Source organism: Bradyrhizobium sp. HKCCYLS1011, from assembly GCF_051167795.1.
In the GTDB taxonomy this organism is placed as follows: Bacteria; Pseudomonadota; Alphaproteobacteria; order Rhizobiales; family Xanthobacteraceae; genus Bradyrhizobium.
On sequence record NZ_JBNPTT010000002.1, the window covers coordinates 911,348 to 932,158 of the forward strand.

Consider the following 20,811-nt stretch of genomic DNA (forward strand, 5'->3'; position numbering starts at 1 on the left):
TCGACCTGGTAGAGTGAGTTGGCCCTTCAGCGGCTGGCGCAATCGAGCGCACCATAGACGCTGCCGAGAACCACACTATAGGTGAGTAGCATGGCAAGCGAGAACAGGGCGGGAGCGATGCCGAGGCCCGCGCCGGTGGCGAAGACGCCAAGACCGATCATAGGGAAGAACAGGATTCCCATGATGAGCCAACCGAGGACGCCGTAAACCGCGCCTTTGGTTTCGCCGGAGGAGCCCGGCAGCCATCGATAGAGCTGACCGAAGACCACGCCGACGATGGTTGAACCGTTCAGGAAAGACAGTGCCCAGGGCACGATCGGATCGACCGAGCTTCCCGTGATCTGGTGGAGCGTGGCTTGCAGATTTTCATAGGGCTGGAACGAGGGAAGCAGTCCCGACCAGGATTTGAAGGACATCAGCAGCAGATGGGCCATGCTGCCGCAGACTCCAGCAACCATCGACCTGACGATCTCGCTTGGAGCGGTCGGTCGGCAGCTCCCCGTTGGCTTCCCTCCAGAGCTGGGCGAAGGCTCGTCACCTCCTGCTGAGGAAGAGTACGCCAATTTGCCGCGTCCTACCTATTTGGTCGACCAGGAGTGCACGCTCAGCAGATTGCGCAGCGCCGGCCGCCACTCACCCGTCATGGTGTATTCGAGGCCGACGCGCGCGCCACAAGCGATCGCGAGCATCGTGATCGGGGCCGAGACGGCCAGCGTGGAAAATGCGGATAGGCCCTGACCGATGGTGCAGCCCATCGACATGATTCCGCCAGTCCCCATCAGCAGCGCGCCGGTCATGTGGCGCTTCAGCTCACGCGCGTCGTCGCAGGCTTCCCAACGGAAGCGCCGCGAAAATATCGCCGAGAGAAAGGAGCCGAGGATCACGCCGGCCACCGAGCCGATCGAGAAATCGGCGTGGGCGCCCGACATGGTAGCGATATAAAGTACCGTGTTGCCGAGCGGAGCGACGAAGGTCAAAGAGGCAAGACGCGCCGGGTCGAAATCATCGTTGCCGAGCCAGCCCGTGGCGAACCAGCCGAATACGACTGCAAGCCCGACACCGAGTCCCGCAAGCAATAGCCGAGGCGACTTCACAAGTTGCCCATCCGCGAGCGACCAGGCCGTCAGCGCGACAGCCGCAACGGCAACCGCGATCGGCTGCGCCAGCCGGCCCAGCCCAAATGACAAGAGCGAATCCGCCGCCTGGGTCATGCCTTCAGGCAGGCGCAACGACAGCGGTTCGGTCAGAGCGAGACGCAGGTAGCCGGTCAGGCCGCGCATCGCCGCCAGCGCAGAAATTCCGAGCACAAGGAAGACCACGACGGCGCGCAGGTCGCCGCCGCCGATCCGGACCAGCGTTCCGAAGCCGCAGGTGCCGACCAGCGCCATGCCGATGCCGAACAGAAGGCCGCCGAGGATGGCGCCGCCAAGCGGAATGGACGGGATGAGATAGATCGAACGAGCAAGGTCGACGAAGCCGAAAGCGGAGAGAAGCTGGGTTCCGACCAGCGCAACGGCTGCCGCCAACGTGAATGATTTGAGCCGGCGCGTATCCGAGCCGAAGAAGGCATCCTCCAGCATCGCCAGCGTGCAGAAGCGTCCCGCGCGTCCTGCGACGCCAAGCACGCCACCGGCAATAAGGCCACAGGCGAACATCATGGCAGATTGGCTGAGCATTCCCCCGGATGTCCTTGCTTGTCTTCCGGCATTCTGCGCCACCCGCGGCAAGGAATCCAGCGTCGCATCCAGGTTATATTAGCGCTTTCGCTTGCGCACCGGTTCGCAATACACGTCGTAGATGGCGGTGAGGATCTTGCGGACATCGTCGCTCGCCAGGCTGTAGTAGATCGTCTTGCCGTCCCGCCGCGTCGTCACCAGCCGGTCCAGCCGCAGGCGGGCCAATTGCTGCGAGACTGTCGACTGCCGTTCGCCGAGGAACTGCTCGAGTTCAGTGACCGACTTCTCTCCCTCCGCGAGGATGCAGAGCAGCAAGAGCCGCGATTCGTGCGACAGCGCCTTCAGCATCTCGCTGGCTTCCCGCGCCTTTTCGATCATCTGCTCAAGTTCGGCAGAGGTTTCGATGTCCTTGAGCTTCGGAAGCGGCATGGGGTCGTGATCTCCTAATTTCCCTTCAAGAGCGGGCCTGAAGCGCGGGCGCGGCGATCAGTATACGGCCGAGAAGCCCAAAGAAAAAAGTGTCGCCCGGATATCCTCTGATTCGACCGATTTCCCGACCCTGGTCGACGACCACGAAGGTCGGCGTGAACGCGCCCGGATCGATCGCCGCGAGATCGTCCGGAAGCGGCTTGTCGCGGTCCACCCGGCGCAGCGGCAAGGCCCGCCCTTCGTCCGTCTTGGCGTAGACCGGCGCAATCTCGGCGTCGAAGCGTGCGCACCAGGTGCAGCCGGCGCGCTCGAACATCACGAGCTCCGCGGCAAAGGCTTGTGCCGGCAGCCAGAACGCGGCCAGTGCGGCAACGGCTAAGCGAAGAACCTTGTGGAGCATCGGACCACCCTGGACTTGGCCCTCTATCTATCATTAAATTCGAATATGTACCAGGGGAGGGTTGTAAGGACATGGATCTGGATGTGACGATCGGGGCCGCGTTCCTGGCGGGCCTTCTGTCTTTCCTTTCACCCTGCATCCTGCCATTGGTCCCGCCCTTTCTCTTCTATATGGCGGGCGTGTCGGTCGAGGCAGGCGGCGAACTCAGCCCCAGCCATCGGCGGCAGACCATCCGTTCGGCGCTGTGCTTTGTCGCCGGCTTCTCGCTGGTTTTCGTTGGACTTGGGGCCACGGCGTCGGTGTTCGGCCGCTTCATTTCCAGCCATCTCGCTCAGCTCGGGGTCATCGCCGGCGCTGTGATCGTCGCCATGGGTCTGCACTTTCTCGGGCTGCTGAAGATACCGCTGCTGTATCGGAGTGCCACGGTTCAGCTTGCGCAGAAGCCGGCCGGGCTGCTCGGGGCGTTCGTCATGGGGCTGGCCTTTGCCTTCGGCTGGAGCCCCTGTGCGGGACCGGTTCTTGCGGCTGTCTTGATGATGGCCGGAGCCGAGGCAACGGTGGGCAAGGGAGCCCTGTTGCTGTCGGCCTATTCGATCGGCACCGGCGTTCCGTTCCTGATCGCGGCAGCCTTTACCGGACAGTTCATGACCATGCTCAAGGGCCTGCGCCCGCACCTCGCGCTGATCGAAAAGACGATGGGCGGCTTCCTGGTCCTGACTGGAATCGCGTTTCTATCTGGCGTGATCCCGCGCATCTCGGAATGGATCTTCGAGCAGTTTCCGGCGCTCTCGACCATCGGCTGATCAGCCGAAGCGAAAGTCGAGCAGATTGACGAAGGACTGCAGCTCGATCTGGTAGCGATGGACGAGGCCGGCATCTCCCGCTGTCGCCGCGCTGCCGATCTCGCCGGCGCTCGAGATCGCGCCGTCCATCAGCCGGCGGAATTCGGCCTCGCTGGCGATCTCGGGCGAGGCAAGGCCGTTGCAGCGCTGCAGGTGATCGCGCAAAGCCACGCCAACAGTCTTAACCTCTTCAGCGCCGGCCTTTGCCTCGCCGAACCGCACGGCCGCCGATCGTAGCTGCTCCATCGGCGCCGCCAGATCGAACACGCAGTCGTTCAGCTCGAACAGTCCTGCCTCGCGCCTCAGCTCTCGAATGGATCGGCGCAATGCCAGAATTTCGGATGTTGCACCCGAGCCGTCGCCGGCACGGAGCGCGTCACTTGCCCGCGCGAGATTGTCTTTTTCGGCGATCAGCAGGTTGTGCAAGGCCGAAGACGAGTAGGGTGCAGGCCGATCGGAGAAACTGCTGAGCCAACTGTCCCAAGCACCTCTTGCGTCACCAAGCTCGACCTGCGCCAGGGCGAGATTGCTGGTGCGCGCATAGCTCGCTGCAGCGCGAAGGCTGGCCATGACCGTTTGCATGATCCCGGCCGGGTCCGGCGTCTCAGCGGCATTGATGCACGAGCCGCAACCAGCCCAGAGCAGCAAGGCAAGGATGATGGCGCGATGCAGCATCGAGGCAAGGATGATGGCGCGATGCAGCATCGAATGTCCTTTTCACATTTTGATATTTGAATATTATGTAGCGTAAGGTTGTAGCTTCGGTAAAGCGGATGAATGCATCGGCGGCTTCGCAGACGAGAATGACGCGCCGGGCGTTTGTCGCGCTGGCACCCGCGGTCATCACCGCTGCGGCCCAACTGCCGGCGAAAGCCGAGCCGGTTCTCGGCGATGACGGGCTCTATCATGAGCCATGGTTCCTGAGCAGCTTTCTCGATCTGCGCGATGATCTCGACACCGCCGCGACCGAAGGCAAGCGGCTCGCCATCATGTGGGAGCTGCGGGGCTGCCCGTATTGTCGCGAGACGCACCTCGTCAATTTCGCCGATCAGGAGATCGCGAGCTACATCCGCACCAATTTCCAGGTGCTGCAGCTGAATCTGATCGGCTCAAGGAAGGTCGTCGACTTCGACGGCAAGGAAGCCAGCGAAAAAGAGCTCGCCGAAAAATACGCGATTCGCTTCACACCGACGTTCCAGTTCTTTCCGTCCTCATCCGACGGCCTCGCGCAGAAAGAGCCGATGGCGCGCGAGGTGGCACGTGCGCCCGGCTATCTGAAGCCGAGGCATTTCCTCGCGATGTTCCGCTTCGTGCGCGAGCAGGCTTATGAGCGCGGCACGTTTCTCGAATATCTTTCGGCGTCGAAAGGTTGACGGCATCGCCGCACACAAATCGTCTTGACAGCCGATTCATTCTCATATCATAATTTGTGAATATGATGGGTCGTAAGCCCATCGATCAAGGCGAGGGAAGCCTCGCATCAGGGTGGAAACATGCGGAGCCCGCTTGCGGCCGTTTTGGGGTGCCTGCTGCTCGCCGTTTCGGCGCAGGCCGAAGAGCCCATCAAGCTCGACGTCGTCGATGGCGCGCTGTCCAAGTCACTGACAGGCACGCCCGGCAGCGCCGATGCCGGACAAAAAGTGTTTCTCAACCGGACGCTCGGCAACTGTCTTGCCTGTCATCAGGTATCGAGCCTGAAATCCGAAGAATTTCATGGCGAGGTCGGTCCTTCGCTCGATGGCGTGGCCGGGCGCTACAGCGAGGCGCAGCTGCGCCTGATCGTTGCCAATCCCAAGCTGATATTCGCCGACACCGTCATGCCTGCGTTCTTCCGGAACGAAGGGCTCAACCGGGTCAGGCCGGAATTTGTCGGCAAGTCGATCCTCACCGCTGCGCAGGTCGAGGATGTGGTCGCGTTTCTCGAGACTTTGAAATAACCGCCTTTTGAGGAGGATGCATGGGCGCAATCAACAGACGACAGGCGTTTCTTCTTGGCGGCGGTCTCGTCGCCCTGACGCTGATGCCGATGGCCGCAGATGCCGAGCCAAGTAATGACGCGGCCGAGCTGATCAAGAAATTCACCGGCGGCAAGGAGGCGGCAAGCGGCAAGATCTCGCTCGATCTTCCCGAGATCGCCGAGAACGGCAACACCGTGCCGCTGTCGCTCACGGTCGACAGCCCGATGACCGCGGATAACTACGTCAAGGAAGTCCTGTTCGTAGCCGATGGCAATCCGAATGGCGGCGTCGCCACGCTGATGTTCTCGCCGCTGTCCGGCAAGGCCGAAGCATCGATTCGCATCCGGCTCGCGCAGACCCAGAACGTCATCGCGGTGGCAAGGATGAGCGACGGTTCGCTCTTCACCGAGCGCAAGACCGTGAAGGTCACTATCGGCGGCTGCGGCGGCTAAAACAGGGAGGACAACATGGCAGACAGGCCGCGGATCAAGCTTCCGAAGGAAGCCAAGCAGGGCGAGATCATCCAGATCAAGACCCTGGTGTCGCATTTGATGGAATCGGGGCAGCGCAAGGATGCGCAGGGCAAGACGATTCCGCGCAAGATCATCAACAAGTTCACCTGCGAGTTCAACGGCAAGGCGGTGTTTGCCTGTGCGCTCGAGCCGGCCATCTCCGCCAACCCCTACATCCAGTTCGACGCCCGGGTCGACGAAGCCGGAACGTTCAAGTTTGCCTGGACTGATGACGACGGCACGGTGATCACGGCGGAAGAAAAGATCACGCTCAAAGCCTGATTTCACTGACGTCCGAATGCCACGGGAGGGACGGATGGTCGCACGCTATGATTCACTTGCCCTGCTGACTGCAGTTGCGCTGGTCTTGTCGGGATTTGCCGCGTCAGGCCAGGAGGCCGAGCGCAAAGGCATTCCGGCGCCTCCCGGTCACGTCTTCAAGACCATCATCTCGGGCTACGAGTATCGCTCCAAGGAGACGCGCGCCCTGCAGGACGATGACTTGGAGAATCCAGGATTCCTGGCGATCGAGCGCGCCACGGACATGTGGAAGACGGTCGAAGGCAGTGAGGGCAAATCGTGCATGAGCTGCCATGGCGACGCCGAGACCAGCATGAAGGGCGTCGGCGCGGCAATGCCGAAGTGGAGCGAGAAGCTCAACAAGCCGGTCAATCTGGAGCAGCAGATCAACATCTGCCGCAGCGAGCACATGAAGGCTGAGCCCTGGGCCTTCAAGTCGCAGCAGCTCACCGACATGACGGCCTTCGTTCGCAATCAATCGCGCGGCATGCCGGTGACCGTGAAGACCGACGGCCCGATGTCGCCATGGTTCGAGAAAGGCAAGCAGATCTACTACACGCGCGTCGGGCAGCTGGATCTCGCCTGTGCGTCCTGTCACGAGCAGAACAACGGCAAGTTCCTGCGGGCGGATTTCCTGAGCCAGGGCCAGAGCAACGGCTTTCCCACCTACCGACTGCGCGACCAGCGGCTGATCCCGCTCCATGAGCGGTTCGAAGGCTGCATGTTCGATGTCCGTGGAGTGCCGTACAAGCCGCTGTCGGACGAATTCCTTGCACTCGAACTGTATGTGGCGTGGCGCGGCATCGGCCTTCCGGTCGAGACGCCCTCGGTCCGCAACTAACCCCGGTCGTAAGGAGAGAGCGATGATTTCACGTCGCGAGTTCGTTCAGGTTGCGCTTGCGACCGCCGCGCTGGCGGCCGGAGCCGGCGGCACTGCGACGCGGGCTTTCGCCCAGCAGAAGCTGACCGAGAAGGAGCTCCTGGCTTTCGAGCCGCTCGGCAACGTGACCCTGGTGCATGTGACTGACATCCATGGCCAGCTGATGCCGCTCTATTTCAGGGAGCCGTCGACCAATCTCGGCGTTGGCGATGCCAAGGCCCAGCCCCCGCATATCACCGGCCGCGATTTTCTGGCGCGGTTCGGCGTCGCGCCGGGCTCATCGGCCGCCTATGCTCTGACCTCGGAGGATTTCGAGGCGCTGGCCAAAACCTACGGGCGGATCGGTGGGCTCGATCGGGCCGCAACTGTGATCAAGGCAATCCGCGCCGAACGTGGTGATCGCGTGGTGCTGCTTGATGGCGGCGACACCTGGCAGGGCTCGTGGTCGTCGTTGCAGACCCGCGGCCAGGACATGATCGACTGCATGGCGCTCCTGAAGCCGGACGCGATGACCGGACATTGGGAGTTCACCTACGGCACCGAACGCGTCAAGCAGGCCGTCGATGCACTCGGCTTCCCGTTCCTTGGCCTCAACATTCGCGATACCGAATGGAACGAGCCTGCCTTCGAGGCGTCCACGACGATCGAGCGCGGCGGCGCTAAGATCGCAGTTCTCGGCCAGGCGTTTCCCTATACGCCTGTCGCCAATCCGCGCTGGATGATCCCGAGCTGGTCGTTCGGCGTACGCGAGGAGGATGTGCAGGCGCAGGTCGACAAGGCTCGCAAGGGCGGCGCCGATCTGGTGGTGCTGCTCTCCCACAACGGCTTCGATGTTGATCGTAAGCTCGCAAGCCGCGTCAAGGGCCTCGATGTCATCCTCACCGGTCATACGCATGATGCGCTGCCGGAGGCGGTCAAGGTGGGCAAGACCCTGCTGATCGCGTCCGGCTCGTCCGGCAAGTTCGTCTCGCGGCTCGATCTCGATGTCAGGGACGGCGAGGTCAAGGCCTACCGCTACAAGCTGATCCCGCTGTTCTCGGACGTGATCACGCCCGACGCGCAGATGGCCGCCAAGATCGCCGAGGTGCGCAAGCCGTTCGCAGCCGAACTCGGCCGCGCGCTGGGCCGCACCGAGACGCTGCTTTATCGCCGCGGCAATTTCAACGGCACGTTCGACGATCTGATCTGCCAGGCGCTGCTGCAGGAGCGCGACGCGGAGATCGCGCTATCGCCCGGCTTCCGCTGGGGCACCACGGTGATGCCGGGCCAGGATATCACCTTCGAGGATGTGACCAACGCGACCGCGATCACTTATCCCGCCGTGTACCGCATGGGCATGACCGGAGCGCGGCTCAAGGAGATCATCGAGGATGTCGCCGACAACCTGTTCAATGTCGATCCCTATTATCAGCAGGGCGGCGACATGGTGCGGATCGGCGGCATGTCTTACGCCATCGATATCAACAAGCCGCAGGGGCAACGCATCTCCGACATGCGGTTGATCAAGACCGGCGCTGCGATCGATCCGTCGCGCGAATATCAGGTCGCTGGCTGGGCCAGCGTCAATGAAGGCACGCAGGGGCCGCCGATCTGGGAGGTCGTGTCCTCCTATTTGCAGCGGCAGAAGACCGTTCGTCTCGAACCCAACCGCGCCGTCAAAGTCACCGGAGTTTAGAGGACGATGTCCAAGGACAACAAGATTCAATCAGCCTCGATTGCTCGCCAATCTCGGCGCGGCTTTCTCGCTGCAGCCGGCGGACTCGCAGCATCGGCGCTTGCGCCAGCGGCGCGCGCCGGCGGCAACCCGGCGAACCAGCCGCCGAACGTGCCGGAGTGGACGCGATCGCTCGGCGAGGGTGTCGCCGTGCGCCCCTATGGTAAGCCGTCGAAATTCGAGAAGGATGTGATCCGCCGTGACGTTGAGTGGCTGACGGCTTCGCGTGAATCCTCAGTCAGCTTCACGCCGCTGCATGAGCTGGAGGGCATCATCACGCCGAACGGCCTGTGCTTCGAGCGGCATCATGGCGGCATGGCCGACATCGATCCGGCCGATCATCGCCTGATGATCCACGGCCTCGTCGAGCGCCCGTTGATCTTGACCCTGGACGAATTGAAGCGTTATCCGCGCGTCAACCGCATCCATTTCATGGAATGCGCCGCCAATTCCGGCATGGAGTGGCGTGGGGCTCAGCTGAACGGCTGTCAGTTCACCCACGGGATGGTCCACTGCGTGCAGTACACCGGCGTGTCGCTGCGAACGCTGCTGGAAGAGGTCGGCGTCAAGAGCAACGGCAAATGGCTGCTGGTCGAGGGCGCTGATTCGGCCGCGATGGATCGTAGCCTGCCGATCGAGAAGGCGCTCGACGACTGCATCATCGCTTACAAAATGAATGGTGAAGCGCTTTATCCCGAGCAGGGCTATCCGATGCGACTCGTCGTGCCGGGCTGGCAGGGCAATCTCTGGGTCAAGTGGCTGCGCCGGATCAAGGTCGGCGATCAACCCTGGCAGACCCGCGAGGAAACCTCGAAATACACCGACCTGCTGCCAAACGGCAAGGCGCGGCGCTTCACCTGGGTGATGGATGCGAAATCCGTCATCACCAATCCCAGCCCGCAGGCGCCGATCAGGCACGGCAAGGGCTTCACCGTTTTGTCCGGTCTCGCCTGGTCCGGGAATGGCAAGGTCAAGCGCGTCGATGTATCGCTCGATGGCGGACGCAACTGGTGGCCGGCGCGGCTCGACGGTCCGGTGCTCGACAAGGCGCTGACCCGCTTCTACTACGAGTTCGACTGGAACGGGCAGCCGCTGCTGCTGCAGTCGCGCGCACAGGACGAGACCGGCTATGTGCAGCCGTCCAAGGCGGAGCTGCGCAAGGTGCGCGGCTACAACTCCATCTATCACAACAATGGCATCCAGACCTGGCACGTGCAGGCCAACGGTGAGGTCGAGAATGTTGAAGTCGCCTGAGCTTGTCGTTGCGTTGGTGCTGGCCTGCCTGAGTGGATCTGCCGCGTTCGCGGGCGGACCAACCGAGTTGAAGGGCGAAGCGAAACCGGCTCCGCACTACGATATCGGTCGGGCGCCGACACCGGAGGAGATCCGCGGCTGGGATATCGATGTGCGTCCTGACGGACAGGGATTGCCGATCGGCAAGGGCACCGTGGCTCAGGGCGAGAAGCTGTTCATGGACAATTGCGCGACCTGCCATGGCGAGTTCGGCGAGGGCAATGGCCGCTGGCCGGTGCTCGCGGGCGGTAAGGGATCCTTGACGGCCGACAGTCCGGTCAAGACGGTCGGATCCTACTGGCCCTATGCGTCGACCGTGTTCGATTATGTGCGGCACGCGATGCCGTTCGGCAATGCCGAGACTCTCAGTGTCGACGACTACTATTCGCTCGTCGCTTACGTTCTGTACCTCAACGACGTCGTCACCGATCAGAACTTCGAGCTCAACAACAAGAACCTTGCCTCGATCAAGATGCCGAACGAAGCCGGCTTCATCATGGACGACCGCGCCACCAGTGAAAAGGCGTTCTGGCAGAAGGACCCGTGCATGAAGGACTGCATTGCGCCGGTCAAGATCACTGGGCGCGCGACCGCGGTCGACGTCACGCCTGAGGATGCCAAGGAGGGAAAATCCCGAGGGGTCGAGTGACCGGAAGGACCCAAAGCCGTCGGGGTCTTATTTCGGCGATCATCTCCGCCGGGCTTCTGATCGTTACCGCTGGACCGCTTCTGGCGGCCGAACCGCATAGATTGGTGCTCCAGATCAGCGATGATGACCCGGTGAAAATGCATGCCGTGCTCGACGTGGCGGCAAATGTCTCGCGCCACTATACCGGCCAGGGCGAGGAGGTCGACATCGTCGTCGTCGCCTTCAACGGCGGGCTCGACATGCTGCTGGCCGACCGCTCGCCGGTCAAGGAGCGCCTTACAGGCTTTGCCAAGTCGATGCCGAACGTCAGTTTCATTGCCTGCGGCAACACGCTCGAGACGCTTGCTCGCAAGGAAGGTGCCTCGCCTCCGCTGCTGCCCGGAGTCACTGTGGTCGAGACGGGTGTTGCCACTATGATGGATTTGGCGGAAAAGCACTGGACTATCGTGCGCCCCTGAGTGGCGGAAGCTTGGTCAGAGCGGCGCGTCAGGAGGATGTCATGGAACGACGATCGATCATGCGCGCAGGCCTTGCAGCCCTGGTTGGCGTGCTGGGCGCCAACCGAGCCCAGGCGGCCGGCCCCGAACGGCCGCGGCAACGCGTCGCGTACCATTTGTCGGACCAAGACCGCGTGCTGTTCGTGCTCGGCAACATCCAGAACCATATCGACGGCACCGGCGGACCCGGCAAGGCGGACATCCGACTGGTTGTGCACGGGCCGGCGTTGCGTGCTTTCCACGCGATCTCCATCGAGCCCAACATCGCGGAGCTCGCGGCTCGTCTGATCAAAGGCGGAACGGCCCTCGAGGCCTGTGCCAACACCATGAAGGCGCAGGGCGTGAAGCTCGACGACCTGACAGATGGGTTTATCGTCGCCGAGAAGGGCGGCGTCGTCCGACTGACGGAGCTGCAGCAGGACGGCTACGCCTACCTGCGCCCATAGCCGGCAAGCGCAAGCACGAGGCATTCCCTTGCTCAATGAAGCGGTCGATCTCCTCGGCGAAGAGCTCGTCTCGCTGCTGGGCGGGCTTCTGGTCGGGGGATTGTTCGGCTTCTTCGCGCAGCGCAGCCGGTTCTGCTTGCGAGCCGCGACGATCGAGTTCTCGCGCGGGCAGGGCGGAGCACGTCTGACGGTCTGGCTGCTGACATTCGCCTCGGCGCTGCTCGGCACCCAGGCGTTCGTCGCGGCAGGCCTACTGGATGTCTCCGAAGCGCGCCAGCTCGCGCAGCAGGGCAGCATCTCCGGCGCGATGATCGGGGGGCTGATGTTCGGTTGCGGCATGATTCTGGCGCGCGGTTGCGCGAGCCGGCTCTTGGTGTTGTCGGCCAACGGTAATCTGCGGGCGCTGCTGTCGGGGCTCGTGTTCGCAGTGACGGCACAATCGGCTTATCGTGGCCTGCTTGCGCCAGCACGGGAGTGGCTGACCAGTCTCTGGCTGGTCGATGGTGGCCCGTCCCGTGACATTATGAGCCTGATCGGCGGCGGCTCGCCCGAGAAGCTTGGCTTCAGCCTGCTCTGGCTGCTTGCAGGGCTCGCAGGTGTCGCGCGGTTCCGGATCGGGCTGCGTATGACCCTGGCTGCCGTCGCGACCGGCGCGGCCGTGGTTGCGGGTTGGCTCTTCACCTACCAGCTCGGCCAGGCCTCTTTTGCGCCGGTGACGTTGAAGAGTCTCACCTTCAGCGGCCCATCGGCCGAGCTGCTGATGCAGGTTCTCGCGAGCCCGCATCTGAGGCCTGACTTCGATCTCGGCGTCATACCCGGAGTCTTTCTCGGGTCGTTTGCGGCAGCCGCGCTTGCCCATGAGCTGAATCTCGAGGGTTTCTCCGACGGACGCGGGATGCGGCGCTATCTGGTTGGCGCCGTGCTGATGGGGTTCGGTGCGATGCTGGCCGGGGGCTGCGCCGTCGGCGCTGGCGTCACCGGAGCTTCCGTGTTCGCGCTGACCGCGTGGCTGGTGCTGGGCGGAATGTGGATCGGGGCGGCGATGACCGATCTCGTGGTCGACCGGTGGACCATGTCCCGGAAACCGGCACAGCAGGCCGGCGATCTCGCCGGCCGTGCAGCATCATAATTATCTTCACAAATTCGAAGATATGAATATATAATGCCGGGACGGCAGCAAGGAGGCTGCCAGAGGCAGGGAGGACATTGCTATGACGATGATGACGGACGTCATAGTCCGCGATACCAAGAAATCCGGATGGATCAACTGGTCGCCCTATCTGGTCGGCGCCGGAATTGGCGTTCTGAGCTGGGTGGCATTTGCGGCGTTCGGAGATCCCTTGGGCGTCACCACGGCCTATTCGCGCGTGGCTTCACTGTTTGCAATTCCGGTGATGGGTGCCGACGCAGTCGCCGCGAACAGCTATTGGAAATCGATGCCGCTGAAGTGGGACTACGGCGTCTGGTTTTTGGTCGGCATTCCGCTTGGTGCCTTCCTGTCTGCGATCCTGTCGGGAACGTGGCGGCTGGAGTTGGTACCTGAGGTCTGGAAGGAGCGTTTCGGACCGTCCGTCCTCAAACGGTTCATCGCGGCTTTCCTCGGCGGCATCGTCATCATGTACGGCGCGCGTCTGGCCGGCGGATGCACCAGCGGGCACGGTATCTCCGGTGGTCTGCAGCTTGCGGTGTCCAGTTGGCTCTTCCTCGTCGTGATGTTTGCGACCGGCCTGTTGGTGTCGCGCATTATGTTCCGCAAATCGTGAAAGGATGAGATCATGACCGCACTGGCAAGTGTTCTCGGTCCGCTTCTGATGGGGACTGTATTCGGCTTTCTGCTGCAACGTGGCAAAGTCACGAGCTGCAATGTCATCGAAAATCAATTTCGTCTGCGTGATTTCACCGTGCTCAAAGTCATGGGCACGGCGATCGTGGTCGGAGGCGTCGGCGTGCTGCTGCTGGTCGATACCGGCAACACCAAGTACTACGTCAAGGACGCCAATATGCTCGCGGTCGCGCTCGGCGCGGCGCTGTTCGGCATCGGCATGGTCGTCTATGGCTATTGTCCGGGCACTGCGCTCGGCGCCATTGCAAGCGGCAGCGTTCATGCCGCCGTCGGCGCGCTCGGAATGATTGCCGGTGCCATTCTCTATGCGCTGAGCTTCGACTGGCTCAAGGCGCATATTCTCAACGTCTGGGCGCTCGGCAAGTTGCGATTGCCTGACCTCACCGGCGTGCCGGATGCGGTCTGGTTCGCGGCGCTCGCCATTCTGGCCGGCGCGTTCTTCCTCTGGGTCGAATCCACTGAGGCCAAGCAAAGGCGTTAATAGGCGGGGACGAGCACGCCGACGGCGTTTCGCGGCGTCGGCGTCCGCACAAGAGAAAGGTCGAAACGATGCTGTCTGGATTTTTGAACAAGCTGATGGGCTCGGCGAGCGTGCCGGTGATCGAGCACGACGAACTGGTCCGAGCCCGTCAGGAGCGGAGTTGCGTCATCATCGATGTCCGCGAGCCGCATGAGTTCAAGAGCGGGCATATTCCTGGCGCGATCAATCATCCTCTATCGCAATTCGATCCTGCGCGGCTTGCGCAGGGGAAGTCCGTTGTCTTGATCTGCCAGGCGGGTGGCCGGTCGGCCAAGGCGTTGCGGAGCGCGCTTGCCGCTGGTCGGCAGGATGTCTGCCACTACGCCGGCGGGATGAGCGGCTGGCGCGCGCGGGGCGGGCAGGTCACCTGAAATCCACGCGCTTATTTTGCTCGCTTATTTTGCTCGATGTCGGCATCGGGCGGTTGCCTAAGGTCGCGAGCCGTAGGGGCACGCCGAGGGTAAATCGGCATCACCTCAGAGAGCATTGATCGGGACCTTCAGGAACGTTTTTCCGCTCGCATCAGGCGGAGGGAGGTGCCCGGCGCGGATATTGACCTGAAGCGAGGGAATGATCAGCCGCGGCATTCCAAGCGTCCGGTCACGCGCTTCGCGCATGGCGACGAACTCGTCCTCGGTCACGCCGTCGCGAACGTGGATGTTCGCGGCCCGCTCTTCGCCCACCATCGTCTCCCACCGGACGTCCCGTCCGTTTGGCGCATAGTCATGGCACATGAACAGTCGGGTTTCCGGCGGCAGCGTCTCCAGGATCCTTCGGATCGAGCGAAACAGCGTTCGCGCGTTGCCGCCCGGGAAATCCGCCCGAGCGGTCCCACCATCAGGCATGAACAGCGTATCACCGACGAACGCCGCGTCGCCGATCACATGCGTCGCGCAAGCCGGCGTGTGTCCTGGCGTGTGCATCACAAACGCGGTCATGTTGCCGATCGTATAAGTCTCGCCGTCCTTGAACAGCCGGTCGAATTGGCTGCCGTCCCGGCGAAATTCCGTGCCCTCGTTGAAGACCTTCCCGAACGTCTCCTGGACGGTCAGGATATGGTCGCCGATCCCAATCTTTCCGCCAAGCTTCTCCTGGATATAGGGCGAGGCCGAGAGATGATCGGCATGGGCATGCGTTTCGATCAGCCATTCGAGCGTCAGCCCGTTGGTTCTGACATAATCGATTACAATATCTGCGGACTTGAAGCTGATCCGGCCGGCCGCATAGTCGATGTCCATCACCGGATCGACGATCGCACATGACGCCGACTGCGGATCTTGCACGACATAGCTGATCGTGCTGGTGTCGGGATCGAAGAAGCCCGCCACCTTCGGTTTTACGCCGGTATCGATGGGATAGGGCATTATCTCCTCCACTGTTGGATCGAGGCGGTCAGGACGCTTCTCGCTTCAGGCAGTTCAACCGGCGGTGCGGCCGTCTTTCGGCCGCACCGCCAGACGAGATGCGAATCGCTATTCCGCTCAGCTTGATTTCGTTCCGCAGGTGCTGATTCCCAGCATCGCATAGGGCGGGCACCACCCGATCAGTGCGGTGCCAAGGGGAATCAGCCCCAACAGGCCCCACATCGTCTTGGGTCCGACGAAGACCAAGCTGAGGATGGCCGCCCCGACGATGACGCGGATCGTCCGGTCGAGTTTTCCGATATTCTGTGCCATTTGGCGCTCCCATTGCTCCGTGATAGGCGAAAACCTAGGGCGCGACCGGCCTTCCGTATGTAACTAAGTCACCGAGGCGGCGGGTGTTCATATCTGGCGGATCAACTGTGCTGAGCCAGCCGGGATAGCGCCGCTTTGTCGGTGATTTCAACGGTCCCGCGCAGTGACTTGATCCAGCCGCGCCGCGCAAACTCGTTCAACTGGCGACTGATTACCTCGCGGGCGCTACCGAGCTCGTTGGCGAGCTCCTGGTGCGTGGCGACGATCTGCGCGTTGTTCCCAGCGAGTGCCAGGAGTTTTTGCGCGAGCCTGGCGTCGATGCGCTCAAACGCAACCTCCTCGATCACCCGGAACAGATTGGTCACTCGCCGGCTGAAGGCCGTGAACACGAACTGCCGGAATGTGCGCGATGTTGCGATCAAATCATCGAACAGCGACCGCGGAATCGCAACCGCCCGCACCTTGGTCTCTGCAACCCCCTCAGCCTGATATTCCTCGTAGCCCATCAGGCAGGCCGTCGTCAGCGCACAGCTCTCGCCGGCGTGCACCCGGTAGAGCACGATCTCACGGCCGGATTCCGAGGTCTGCTGCACGCGGATTGTCCCTGCGAGCAGCAGCAGGAAGGACTCCGGGGCCTGCCCTGGCCCGAAGATCCGGCTGCCTTCAGGGAGTTCGACGAGCAGGCTCCCAGCGCGTAGTCGCTCGACTGTCTCAGGCGGCAACTGCTGCAGCGGCGGAAACGCCTTGGTCCAATCTTCCTTGCGCATTCCAGTCGCGTCCAACCGAAAATAGAGCAGCCGCTGGCCGATCTGCCAGATGAAACTGCTCAGATCAGGTCTACAGGCGCTCCCGGAGTGGTCCTCGATCCCTATCGGTTGGAACGTCTGCCTCGCCCTGGCCCGGTCGTATCAAGCGCGTGACGGCAATCGGCGGACACTTTGTCCCGATTGGCCTCCAGACAGCTCCGGGTCTGGCCCGAAGCGTGCCCTTTACCCGCGCAGAAGGTCTGAATGTCGGCCGCACATTGGGCTGAGACAACCCCAGTGCCCTGCGCGAGCGCCGAGGTTGCAGAGACGACAACGATGGCGGCCGCCAGCAACACCGTCCTTATCATTGAGCCACCCTCAGTTCATGTTTCCTGAACAAGATGGCGTGAGTGACTCCGTTGGTCATTGCGCCAAGTCAAACCGGGGAAACGACAGCGAGATTGCAGACCGCTATCCAGCGAGCTCACGTCGTGAGCCCTGGCCCCGTACCGCACGCTCCTACGTGCGTTGAACCTGTTCGCAGGCGGAGAACAGCCATTGAGGTCAGCGGGAGTGCGGAACGAATCCGACGCCGCGAACGACACCTGCGCTCATCGCGCGGAACGCAAGGCCAACCGACAGGTGGCTAACGCGTCCCGTGGCATCTGCCGGAAGCGGCGGGTAAAGCGTTCCAACCAACATGAGGATGATGCGCTCAACCGGCAGGGCAGGTTGAGCAGCATCTGAGCTTCGGCAAGCGAGGCCATCTCAGTGGTGTGCTTCGTTGTTGGCGGGTCGCACATCTTCGGTCCATCCGCACAATGCGTTTATGATGGCGAGCAAGACGCGAAGCCGACACCAAGAACCCAGGCGGAAATACCACATGCGCTGATCTTCCCATTCTGCTGCTTTTGCGGGGGAACGGCTGCAATCGGTCAGTCTGCGGAATGTTCATGCTTGCGCGCCGCTTTCCCGGGATACGAGCGGTGCCGCTGATGCTGCTCGGTGACACCTTCGAGCTCAAGCCAACGCCGTGATCAAGCTCCCCGAAGTTTGGGTCCCTTTGAACGACCGAATCCGCTAAAGCTCGGGGCAGATTCGCTGGGGGTTCCCTGGCGTTTGCAGATCACGCATGAGACCCCCTTGCCCTCTGTTCTTCGTACCCCTCGCAGCCCAGCGCAGCGAAAGACCGCTTCACCAAAGCACTCCACGTCACCAAAGAAGGCTGCTCCGCGGAAGAAGGCCTCCGCTGCGCCTAAGAAGGCGGCGCCAGCCCGGATCGGCGTTTCCTCCTCATCTCCATTGGGGATGTTGGCACTGCATCTCGTGACCCAGTGGCGTACGTCGGGCCGCAGCGGTCTTGTGTTTCTCGCCGAGAATGAGCGCCGGGCCGAACGGTTGGGTTCCGTCATCCAGGTCATCGAGCCGACGTGTGATGTGCTCGTCTACCCGCGTTTGAACACGCTGCCATTCGATCAGCTTGAGCCGTCACGTGATATCGCGGGCAGGCGGAGCTCCGTGTTGAGACATCTTGCCGGCGCGAAGAAGCCCATCCTGCTGATCACCACGGCGGAAGCAATGATGGAGCGCTTGCCGTTGCCGGCGAACTGGTCTCGGATCGGCTTGCCGCTTCGCACCGGGGGCGCCTATTCCGAAGACGATCTCCAGGTCCGCTTGGGTGCTCTCGGATATGATCTGGACGACAGTCCGGACTATCCCGGTGGCGTTCTGTTTCACGGCAATACGTTCGAGATCTTTCCAGCCGGCGCGCTCGGCCCCTTCAGAATCGAGCATTCCGGAGGCAAGATACGGCGGATCGCAGCCTTCAACCCGATGGATCAGGAGGTGATTTCCGAACCCAAGGAGCTCCTGATCGATCCAATGTCCGAGCAGCTAGCGTTCAAGGACCGAGCTCGGAAAAAGTCGGACCTCTTCGAGTACTGCGCGCGCGCCAAGTGGATTGCCGACACCGCTGTGCCCAGAAACGCCGATACCTGGCTGAGCACGATCGAGGATGCGGCCGCCTCTGGCGAGCGTGATCGCGCATATTTGAGCCGGCGCGAATGGGATCAGGCGGCGAAGAGGATCGCCCTGCTGCCCCCGACTGCTCCGTATCGGGCGACGCCGGAGTTCTACAAGGAAGCTTCTCCGCGGAAGGCGCTGCGCGCGTTTATCGAGGAAGCCCAGCGTGGTGACGCACGTCTGCTGTTCGTCGCCGCGGTGGACGCGGATTTGCGTCTCATGGCCCGGATGAGCGCCGTCAAGGCCGAATGCGTGACCGATTGGGCGCAGGCCACGGCGAAGGGCAGGCGGGAGGCCGCGATGCTGGCCGGCTTCGATGCCGGCTTTGTCGTTCCCGGAAGGAAGCCGCTCGTGGTCATCACTGCTGCCGACGTGCTCGGCAGCAGGGCGCATCAACCGCAACCGGCGAACTGGGCATGGACGCCGGGCTTCGATGCGGTGGACCTGCCCGAACTCGGATCCGTGGTCGTCCACCTGCAACGCGGGCTGGCCCGCCTTGGCGGTTTGCGGTCAATGGGCACGGGCGATCTCTCCGCACGCGAGATGGTCAGGTTGGTGTTTGCCGGAAACGACGCCGTTCTGGTGCCTCTCGCGGAATTGGCTTTGACCTGGCCGTACGCTGCTGAGCTCGGAGACACTTCGCTGGACAAGGCCGACGGCAGCTCATGGCGGCCGCGGCGAGCTGCTGCCGAGACCGAGGTTCACGTGGTCGCCAAGGAGCTCGCCAAGCAGATGAGCAAGCGCCGGCGGCGCCCGGCACCGAAGCTCGTGCCGCGCCCTGCCAGCTATGAACAGTTCGTCGCCCGCTTTCCGTATTTCACCACCCCCGATCAGGCCAAAGCCATCCGCGACGTCCTGGATGACCTTGCCTCGGGGCACCCGATGGATCGTATCGTCTGCGGTGATGTCGGCTTCGGTAAGACCGAGGTGGCATTGCGCGCAGCGGCGGCCGCCGTGCTTGCAGGAAAGCAGGTTGCGATCGTCGTGCCGACGACGGTGCTGGCACGACAGCATGTCGAAACGTTCCGCAAGCGCTTTGCGCCGCTCGGTATCGAGGTCGGAAACTTGTCGCGGGTCGCGTCGGCGGCCGAGGCGCGGCGGGTGAGAGAGGGACTCAGGAGCGGAGAGCTCAAGGTTGTCGTCGGGACTCTCTCGCTCGCATCGAAGGAAGTGAAGTTTGCCGATCTTGGCCTGATCATCATCGACGAGGAGCAGCATTTCGGGGCGGCCGAAAAAGCCATGCTGTCGGGTCTCAACAAGAACGGTCACAGGCTTTGGATGAGCGCGACACCGATCCCCCGCACACTTGCAGCCGGCTTGACCGGCCTGCGGGATCTCAGCGTGATCGCAACCCCGCCGGTTCATCGTGTTCCGGTCGTGACCAAGGTGGCGCCACTTTCGGACATTGCGATCGCCGCAGCCCTGGTCCGCGAGCATAGACGCAACGGTCAGAGCTTCGTCATTTGTCCCCGGATCCAGGATCTGGATCCCATGCTGGCCAGCATCCATTCGCTGGCACCTGAACTACGTATCATCACGATTCACGGCAAGCTGCCTGCAGATGAGATCGACGAGAGGTTGATGGACTTCGTCGAAGCCAAGGCCGACGTATTGCTTGCGACCAACATCGTGGAAAGCGGCCTCGACATCCCGCGTGCAAACACCATCGTGGTGTGCTGGCCGGAAAGATTTGGCTTGGCGCAACTGCATCAGCTCAGGGGGCGGGTGGGGCGCGGCGGTATCCGGGCGTTTGCGCATTTTCTGACGGAGGGCGGCTCCGACCGCTCGGAGAAGCGGCTAGCCGTTCTCGAGGAGCTGAATCGCCCTGGCGCAGGTTTTGCGATCAGCGCCCGCGATCTCGACCTCCGCGGCGGCGGCGACATGCTCTCGGATCGACAGTCCGGTCACATGCAGGTGTTCGGCCCGACGCTCTACGGCCATCTTCTGACCCTTGCCCTGGAGGGAGATCGCGACGGAATGTGCGCGCTCTGGGTCCCGGAGTTGAACTTGCCTATCGCTGAGCTGCTTCCCTCAGACTATGTGCAGTCGGAGGCGGTCAGGCTCGAGATCTATGCTCGAGCTGCGCGGTGCCGAAGTGATGAGGAGCTGGAGGAGCTCGAGGATGAAACGCTCCGCCGGTTCGGCAAGTTGCCGCCTGCGGCTAGCAATTTTTTCGCTGTCGCCAAGCTCAGGGTCAGTTGCAGGGAGCGGGGGATCATGCGCCTTGACGTCGGGCCGGAGGCGATTGCCGCAACCATGCTCGCGGGGAAGCTCCGGAAGTCATATTCACGCTTGCTGCAGCGCGACGGCAATCGGGTCATCTATGCCGGACGGAGCAGCGACCATGCCTTGCGAAGGGTCGAACAGTTCTTGGATCTGCTGGACGAATGACGGATCGCGCGCGCTTC

The 20,811-nt window shown here is 62.6% G+C and carries 26 protein-coding genes; 16 read left to right on the plus strand and 10 right to left on the minus strand.

The annotated features are described in order from the left end of the window. Nucleotides 1–26 precede the first annotated feature (26 nt). The 4 genes from ACQR1W_RS08745 to ACQR1W_RS08760 all read right to left on the minus strand — a co-directional run bounded on the left by ACQR1W_RS08745 (nt 27) and on the right by ACQR1W_RS08760 (nt 2,505). Nucleotides 27–563, minus strand: a complete 537-nt coding sequence (locus tag ACQR1W_RS08745; protein WP_434850378.1) for a DUF6789 family protein — start codon at nt 561–563, stop codon at nt 27–29. A 15-nt stretch (nt 564–578) separates the two neighbouring features. Further along, complete coding sequence (locus ACQR1W_RS08750; protein WP_434850379.1) at nt 579–1,676, minus strand: YeeE/YedE family protein; 1,098 nt, start codon at nt 1,674–1,676, stop codon at nt 579–581. Between the two features lie 78 nt (nt 1,677–1,754). Next, entirely contained in the window at nt 1,755–2,105 is a 351-nt protein-coding gene (locus ACQR1W_RS08755; protein WP_008967358.1) for an ArsR/SmtB family transcription factor, read from the minus strand. A gap of 25 nt (nt 2,106–2,130) precedes the next feature. Further along, a complete protein-coding gene (locus ACQR1W_RS08760; protein WP_434850380.1) occupies nt 2,131–2,505 on the minus strand; it encodes a thioredoxin in 375 nt (124 codons plus the stop codon). A 71-nt stretch (nt 2,506–2,576) separates the two neighbouring features. On the opposite strand from ACQR1W_RS08760, the gene ACQR1W_RS08765 reads away from it, so the two are divergent. Continuing rightward, nucleotides 2,577–3,308, plus strand: a complete 732-nt coding sequence (locus ACQR1W_RS08765; protein WP_434850381.1) for a cytochrome c biogenesis CcdA family protein — start codon at nt 2,577–2,579, stop codon at nt 3,306–3,308. Here ACQR1W_RS08765 and ACQR1W_RS08770 read toward each other — a convergent pair whose 3' ends face one another. Further along, nucleotides 3,309–4,052, minus strand: coding sequence for a hypothetical protein (locus tag ACQR1W_RS08770; RefSeq protein ID WP_434850382.1), 744 nt, complete (start codon nt 4,050–4,052; stop codon nt 3,309–3,311). A gap of 98 nt (nt 4,053–4,150) precedes the next feature. On the opposite strand from ACQR1W_RS08770, the gene ACQR1W_RS08775 reads away from it, so the two are divergent. The 14 genes from ACQR1W_RS08775 (at nt 4,151) to ACQR1W_RS08840 (ending at nt 14,330) form a co-directional block, all read left to right on the plus strand. Next, a complete protein-coding gene (locus tag ACQR1W_RS08775; RefSeq protein ID WP_434850383.1) occupies nt 4,151–4,720 on the plus strand; it encodes a SoxW family protein in 570 nt (189 codons plus the stop codon). 120 nt (nt 4,721–4,840) lie between these two features. Beyond that, the gene (soxX, locus tag ACQR1W_RS08780) at nt 4,841–5,284 is read left to right on the plus strand and encodes a sulfur oxidation c-type cytochrome SoxX (RefSeq protein WP_434850384.1); all 444 of its coding nucleotides are present in this window, start codon (nt 4,841–4,843) and stop codon (nt 5,282–5,284) included. A gap of 20 nt (nt 5,285–5,304) precedes the next feature. Beyond that, a complete protein-coding gene (gene soxY / locus ACQR1W_RS08785) occupies nt 5,305–5,757 on the plus strand; it encodes a thiosulfate oxidation carrier protein SoxY (RefSeq protein ID WP_434850385.1) in 453 nt (150 codons plus the stop codon). A 15-nt stretch (nt 5,758–5,772) separates the two neighbouring features. Continuing rightward, nucleotides 5,773–6,099, plus strand: a complete 327-nt coding sequence (gene soxZ, locus ACQR1W_RS08790; protein ID WP_008967365.1) for a thiosulfate oxidation carrier complex protein SoxZ — start codon at nt 5,773–5,775, stop codon at nt 6,097–6,099. Nucleotides 6,100–6,133: 34 nt separating this feature from the next. Then, nucleotides 6,134–6,958 (plus strand): sulfur oxidation c-type cytochrome SoxA, encoded by an 825-nt coding sequence (gene soxA, locus ACQR1W_RS08795; protein ID WP_008967366.1) that lies wholly within the window; start codon nt 6,134–6,136, stop codon nt 6,956–6,958. 22 nt (nt 6,959–6,980) lie between these two features. After that, on the plus strand, nt 6,981–8,672 hold the full coding sequence (gene soxB / locus ACQR1W_RS08800; protein WP_434850386.1) for a thiosulfohydrolase SoxB: 1,692 nt from the start codon (nt 6,981–6,983) through the stop codon (nt 8,670–8,672). A gap of 6 nt (nt 8,673–8,678) precedes the next feature. Beyond that, nucleotides 8,679–9,965, plus strand: coding sequence for a sulfite dehydrogenase (soxC, locus tag ACQR1W_RS08805; RefSeq protein WP_434850387.1), 1,287 nt, complete (start codon nt 8,679–8,681; stop codon nt 9,963–9,965). Continuing rightward, nucleotides 9,904–10,653 carry a c-type cytochrome gene (locus tag ACQR1W_RS08810; protein WP_434850388.1) on the plus strand — a complete coding sequence of 250 codons (750 nt, stop codon included), beginning with the start codon at nt 9,904–9,906 and terminating at the stop codon, nt 10,651–10,653. The genes soxC and ACQR1W_RS08810 overlap by 62 nt, the downstream gene beginning before the upstream one ends. A gap of 29 nt (nt 10,654–10,682) precedes the next feature. After that, entirely contained in the window at nt 10,683–11,111 is a 429-nt protein-coding gene (locus tag ACQR1W_RS08815; protein ID WP_434850466.1) for a hypothetical protein, read from the plus strand. Nucleotides 11,112–11,152: 41 nt separating this feature from the next. Beyond that, nucleotides 11,153–11,596: a DsrE family protein gene (locus ACQR1W_RS08820; RefSeq protein WP_434850389.1), complete on the plus strand. Its 444-nt coding sequence runs from the start codon at nt 11,153–11,155 to the stop codon at nt 11,594–11,596. A gap of 28 nt (nt 11,597–11,624) precedes the next feature. After that, the gene (locus ACQR1W_RS08825) at nt 11,625–12,725 is read left to right on the plus strand and encodes a YeeE/YedE family protein (protein WP_434850390.1); all 1,101 of its coding nucleotides are present in this window, start codon (nt 11,625–11,627) and stop codon (nt 12,723–12,725) included. Nucleotides 12,726–12,816: 91 nt separating this feature from the next. Further along, nucleotides 12,817–13,359, plus strand: a complete 543-nt coding sequence (locus ACQR1W_RS08830; protein ID WP_434850467.1) for a YeeE/YedE thiosulfate transporter family protein — start codon at nt 12,817–12,819, stop codon at nt 13,357–13,359. Between the two features lie 12 nt (nt 13,360–13,371). After that, nucleotides 13,372–13,920, plus strand: a complete 549-nt coding sequence (locus tag ACQR1W_RS08835; protein ID WP_434850391.1) for a YeeE/YedE thiosulfate transporter family protein — start codon at nt 13,372–13,374, stop codon at nt 13,918–13,920. 68 nt (nt 13,921–13,988) lie between these two features. Further along, entirely contained in the window at nt 13,989–14,330 is a 342-nt protein-coding gene (locus ACQR1W_RS08840; protein ID WP_434850392.1) for a rhodanese-like domain-containing protein, read from the plus strand. 105 nt (nt 14,331–14,435) lie between these two features. Here ACQR1W_RS08840 and ACQR1W_RS08845 read toward each other — a convergent pair whose 3' ends face one another. The 5 genes from ACQR1W_RS08845 to ACQR1W_RS08865 all read right to left on the minus strand — a co-directional run bounded on the left by ACQR1W_RS08845 (nt 14,436) and on the right by ACQR1W_RS08865 (nt 17,083). After that, nucleotides 14,436–15,323: an MBL fold metallo-hydrolase gene (locus ACQR1W_RS08845; RefSeq protein ID WP_434850393.1), complete on the minus strand. Its 888-nt coding sequence runs from the start codon at nt 15,321–15,323 to the stop codon at nt 14,436–14,438. 117 nt (nt 15,324–15,440) lie between these two features. Continuing rightward, on the minus strand, nt 15,441–15,635 hold the full coding sequence (locus ACQR1W_RS08850; protein ID WP_434850394.1) for a YgaP family membrane protein: 195 nt from the start codon (nt 15,633–15,635) through the stop codon (nt 15,441–15,443). 101 nt (nt 15,636–15,736) lie between these two features. Then, nucleotides 15,737–16,402 (minus strand): Crp/Fnr family transcriptional regulator, encoded by a 666-nt coding sequence (locus ACQR1W_RS08855; protein WP_434850395.1) that lies wholly within the window; start codon nt 16,400–16,402, stop codon nt 15,737–15,739. 101 nt (nt 16,403–16,503) lie between these two features. Then, nucleotides 16,504–16,749 carry a cysteine rich repeat-containing protein gene (locus ACQR1W_RS08860; protein ID WP_434850396.1) on the minus strand — a complete coding sequence of 82 codons (246 nt, stop codon included), beginning with the start codon at nt 16,747–16,749 and terminating at the stop codon, nt 16,504–16,506. Nucleotides 16,750–16,945: 196 nt separating this feature from the next. Next, the gene (locus ACQR1W_RS08865; protein WP_434850397.1) at nt 16,946–17,083 is read right to left on the minus strand and encodes a cyd operon YbgE family protein; all 138 of its coding nucleotides are present in this window, start codon (nt 17,081–17,083) and stop codon (nt 16,946–16,948) included. A 606-nt stretch (nt 17,084–17,689) separates the two neighbouring features. Here ACQR1W_RS08865 and ACQR1W_RS08870 point away from each other — a divergent pair. Further along, a complete protein-coding gene (locus ACQR1W_RS08870; RefSeq protein ID WP_434850398.1) occupies nt 17,690–20,794 on the plus strand; it encodes a DEAD/DEAH box helicase in 3,105 nt (1,034 codons plus the stop codon). The last annotated feature ends 17 nt before the right edge of the window (nt 20,795–20,811 follow it).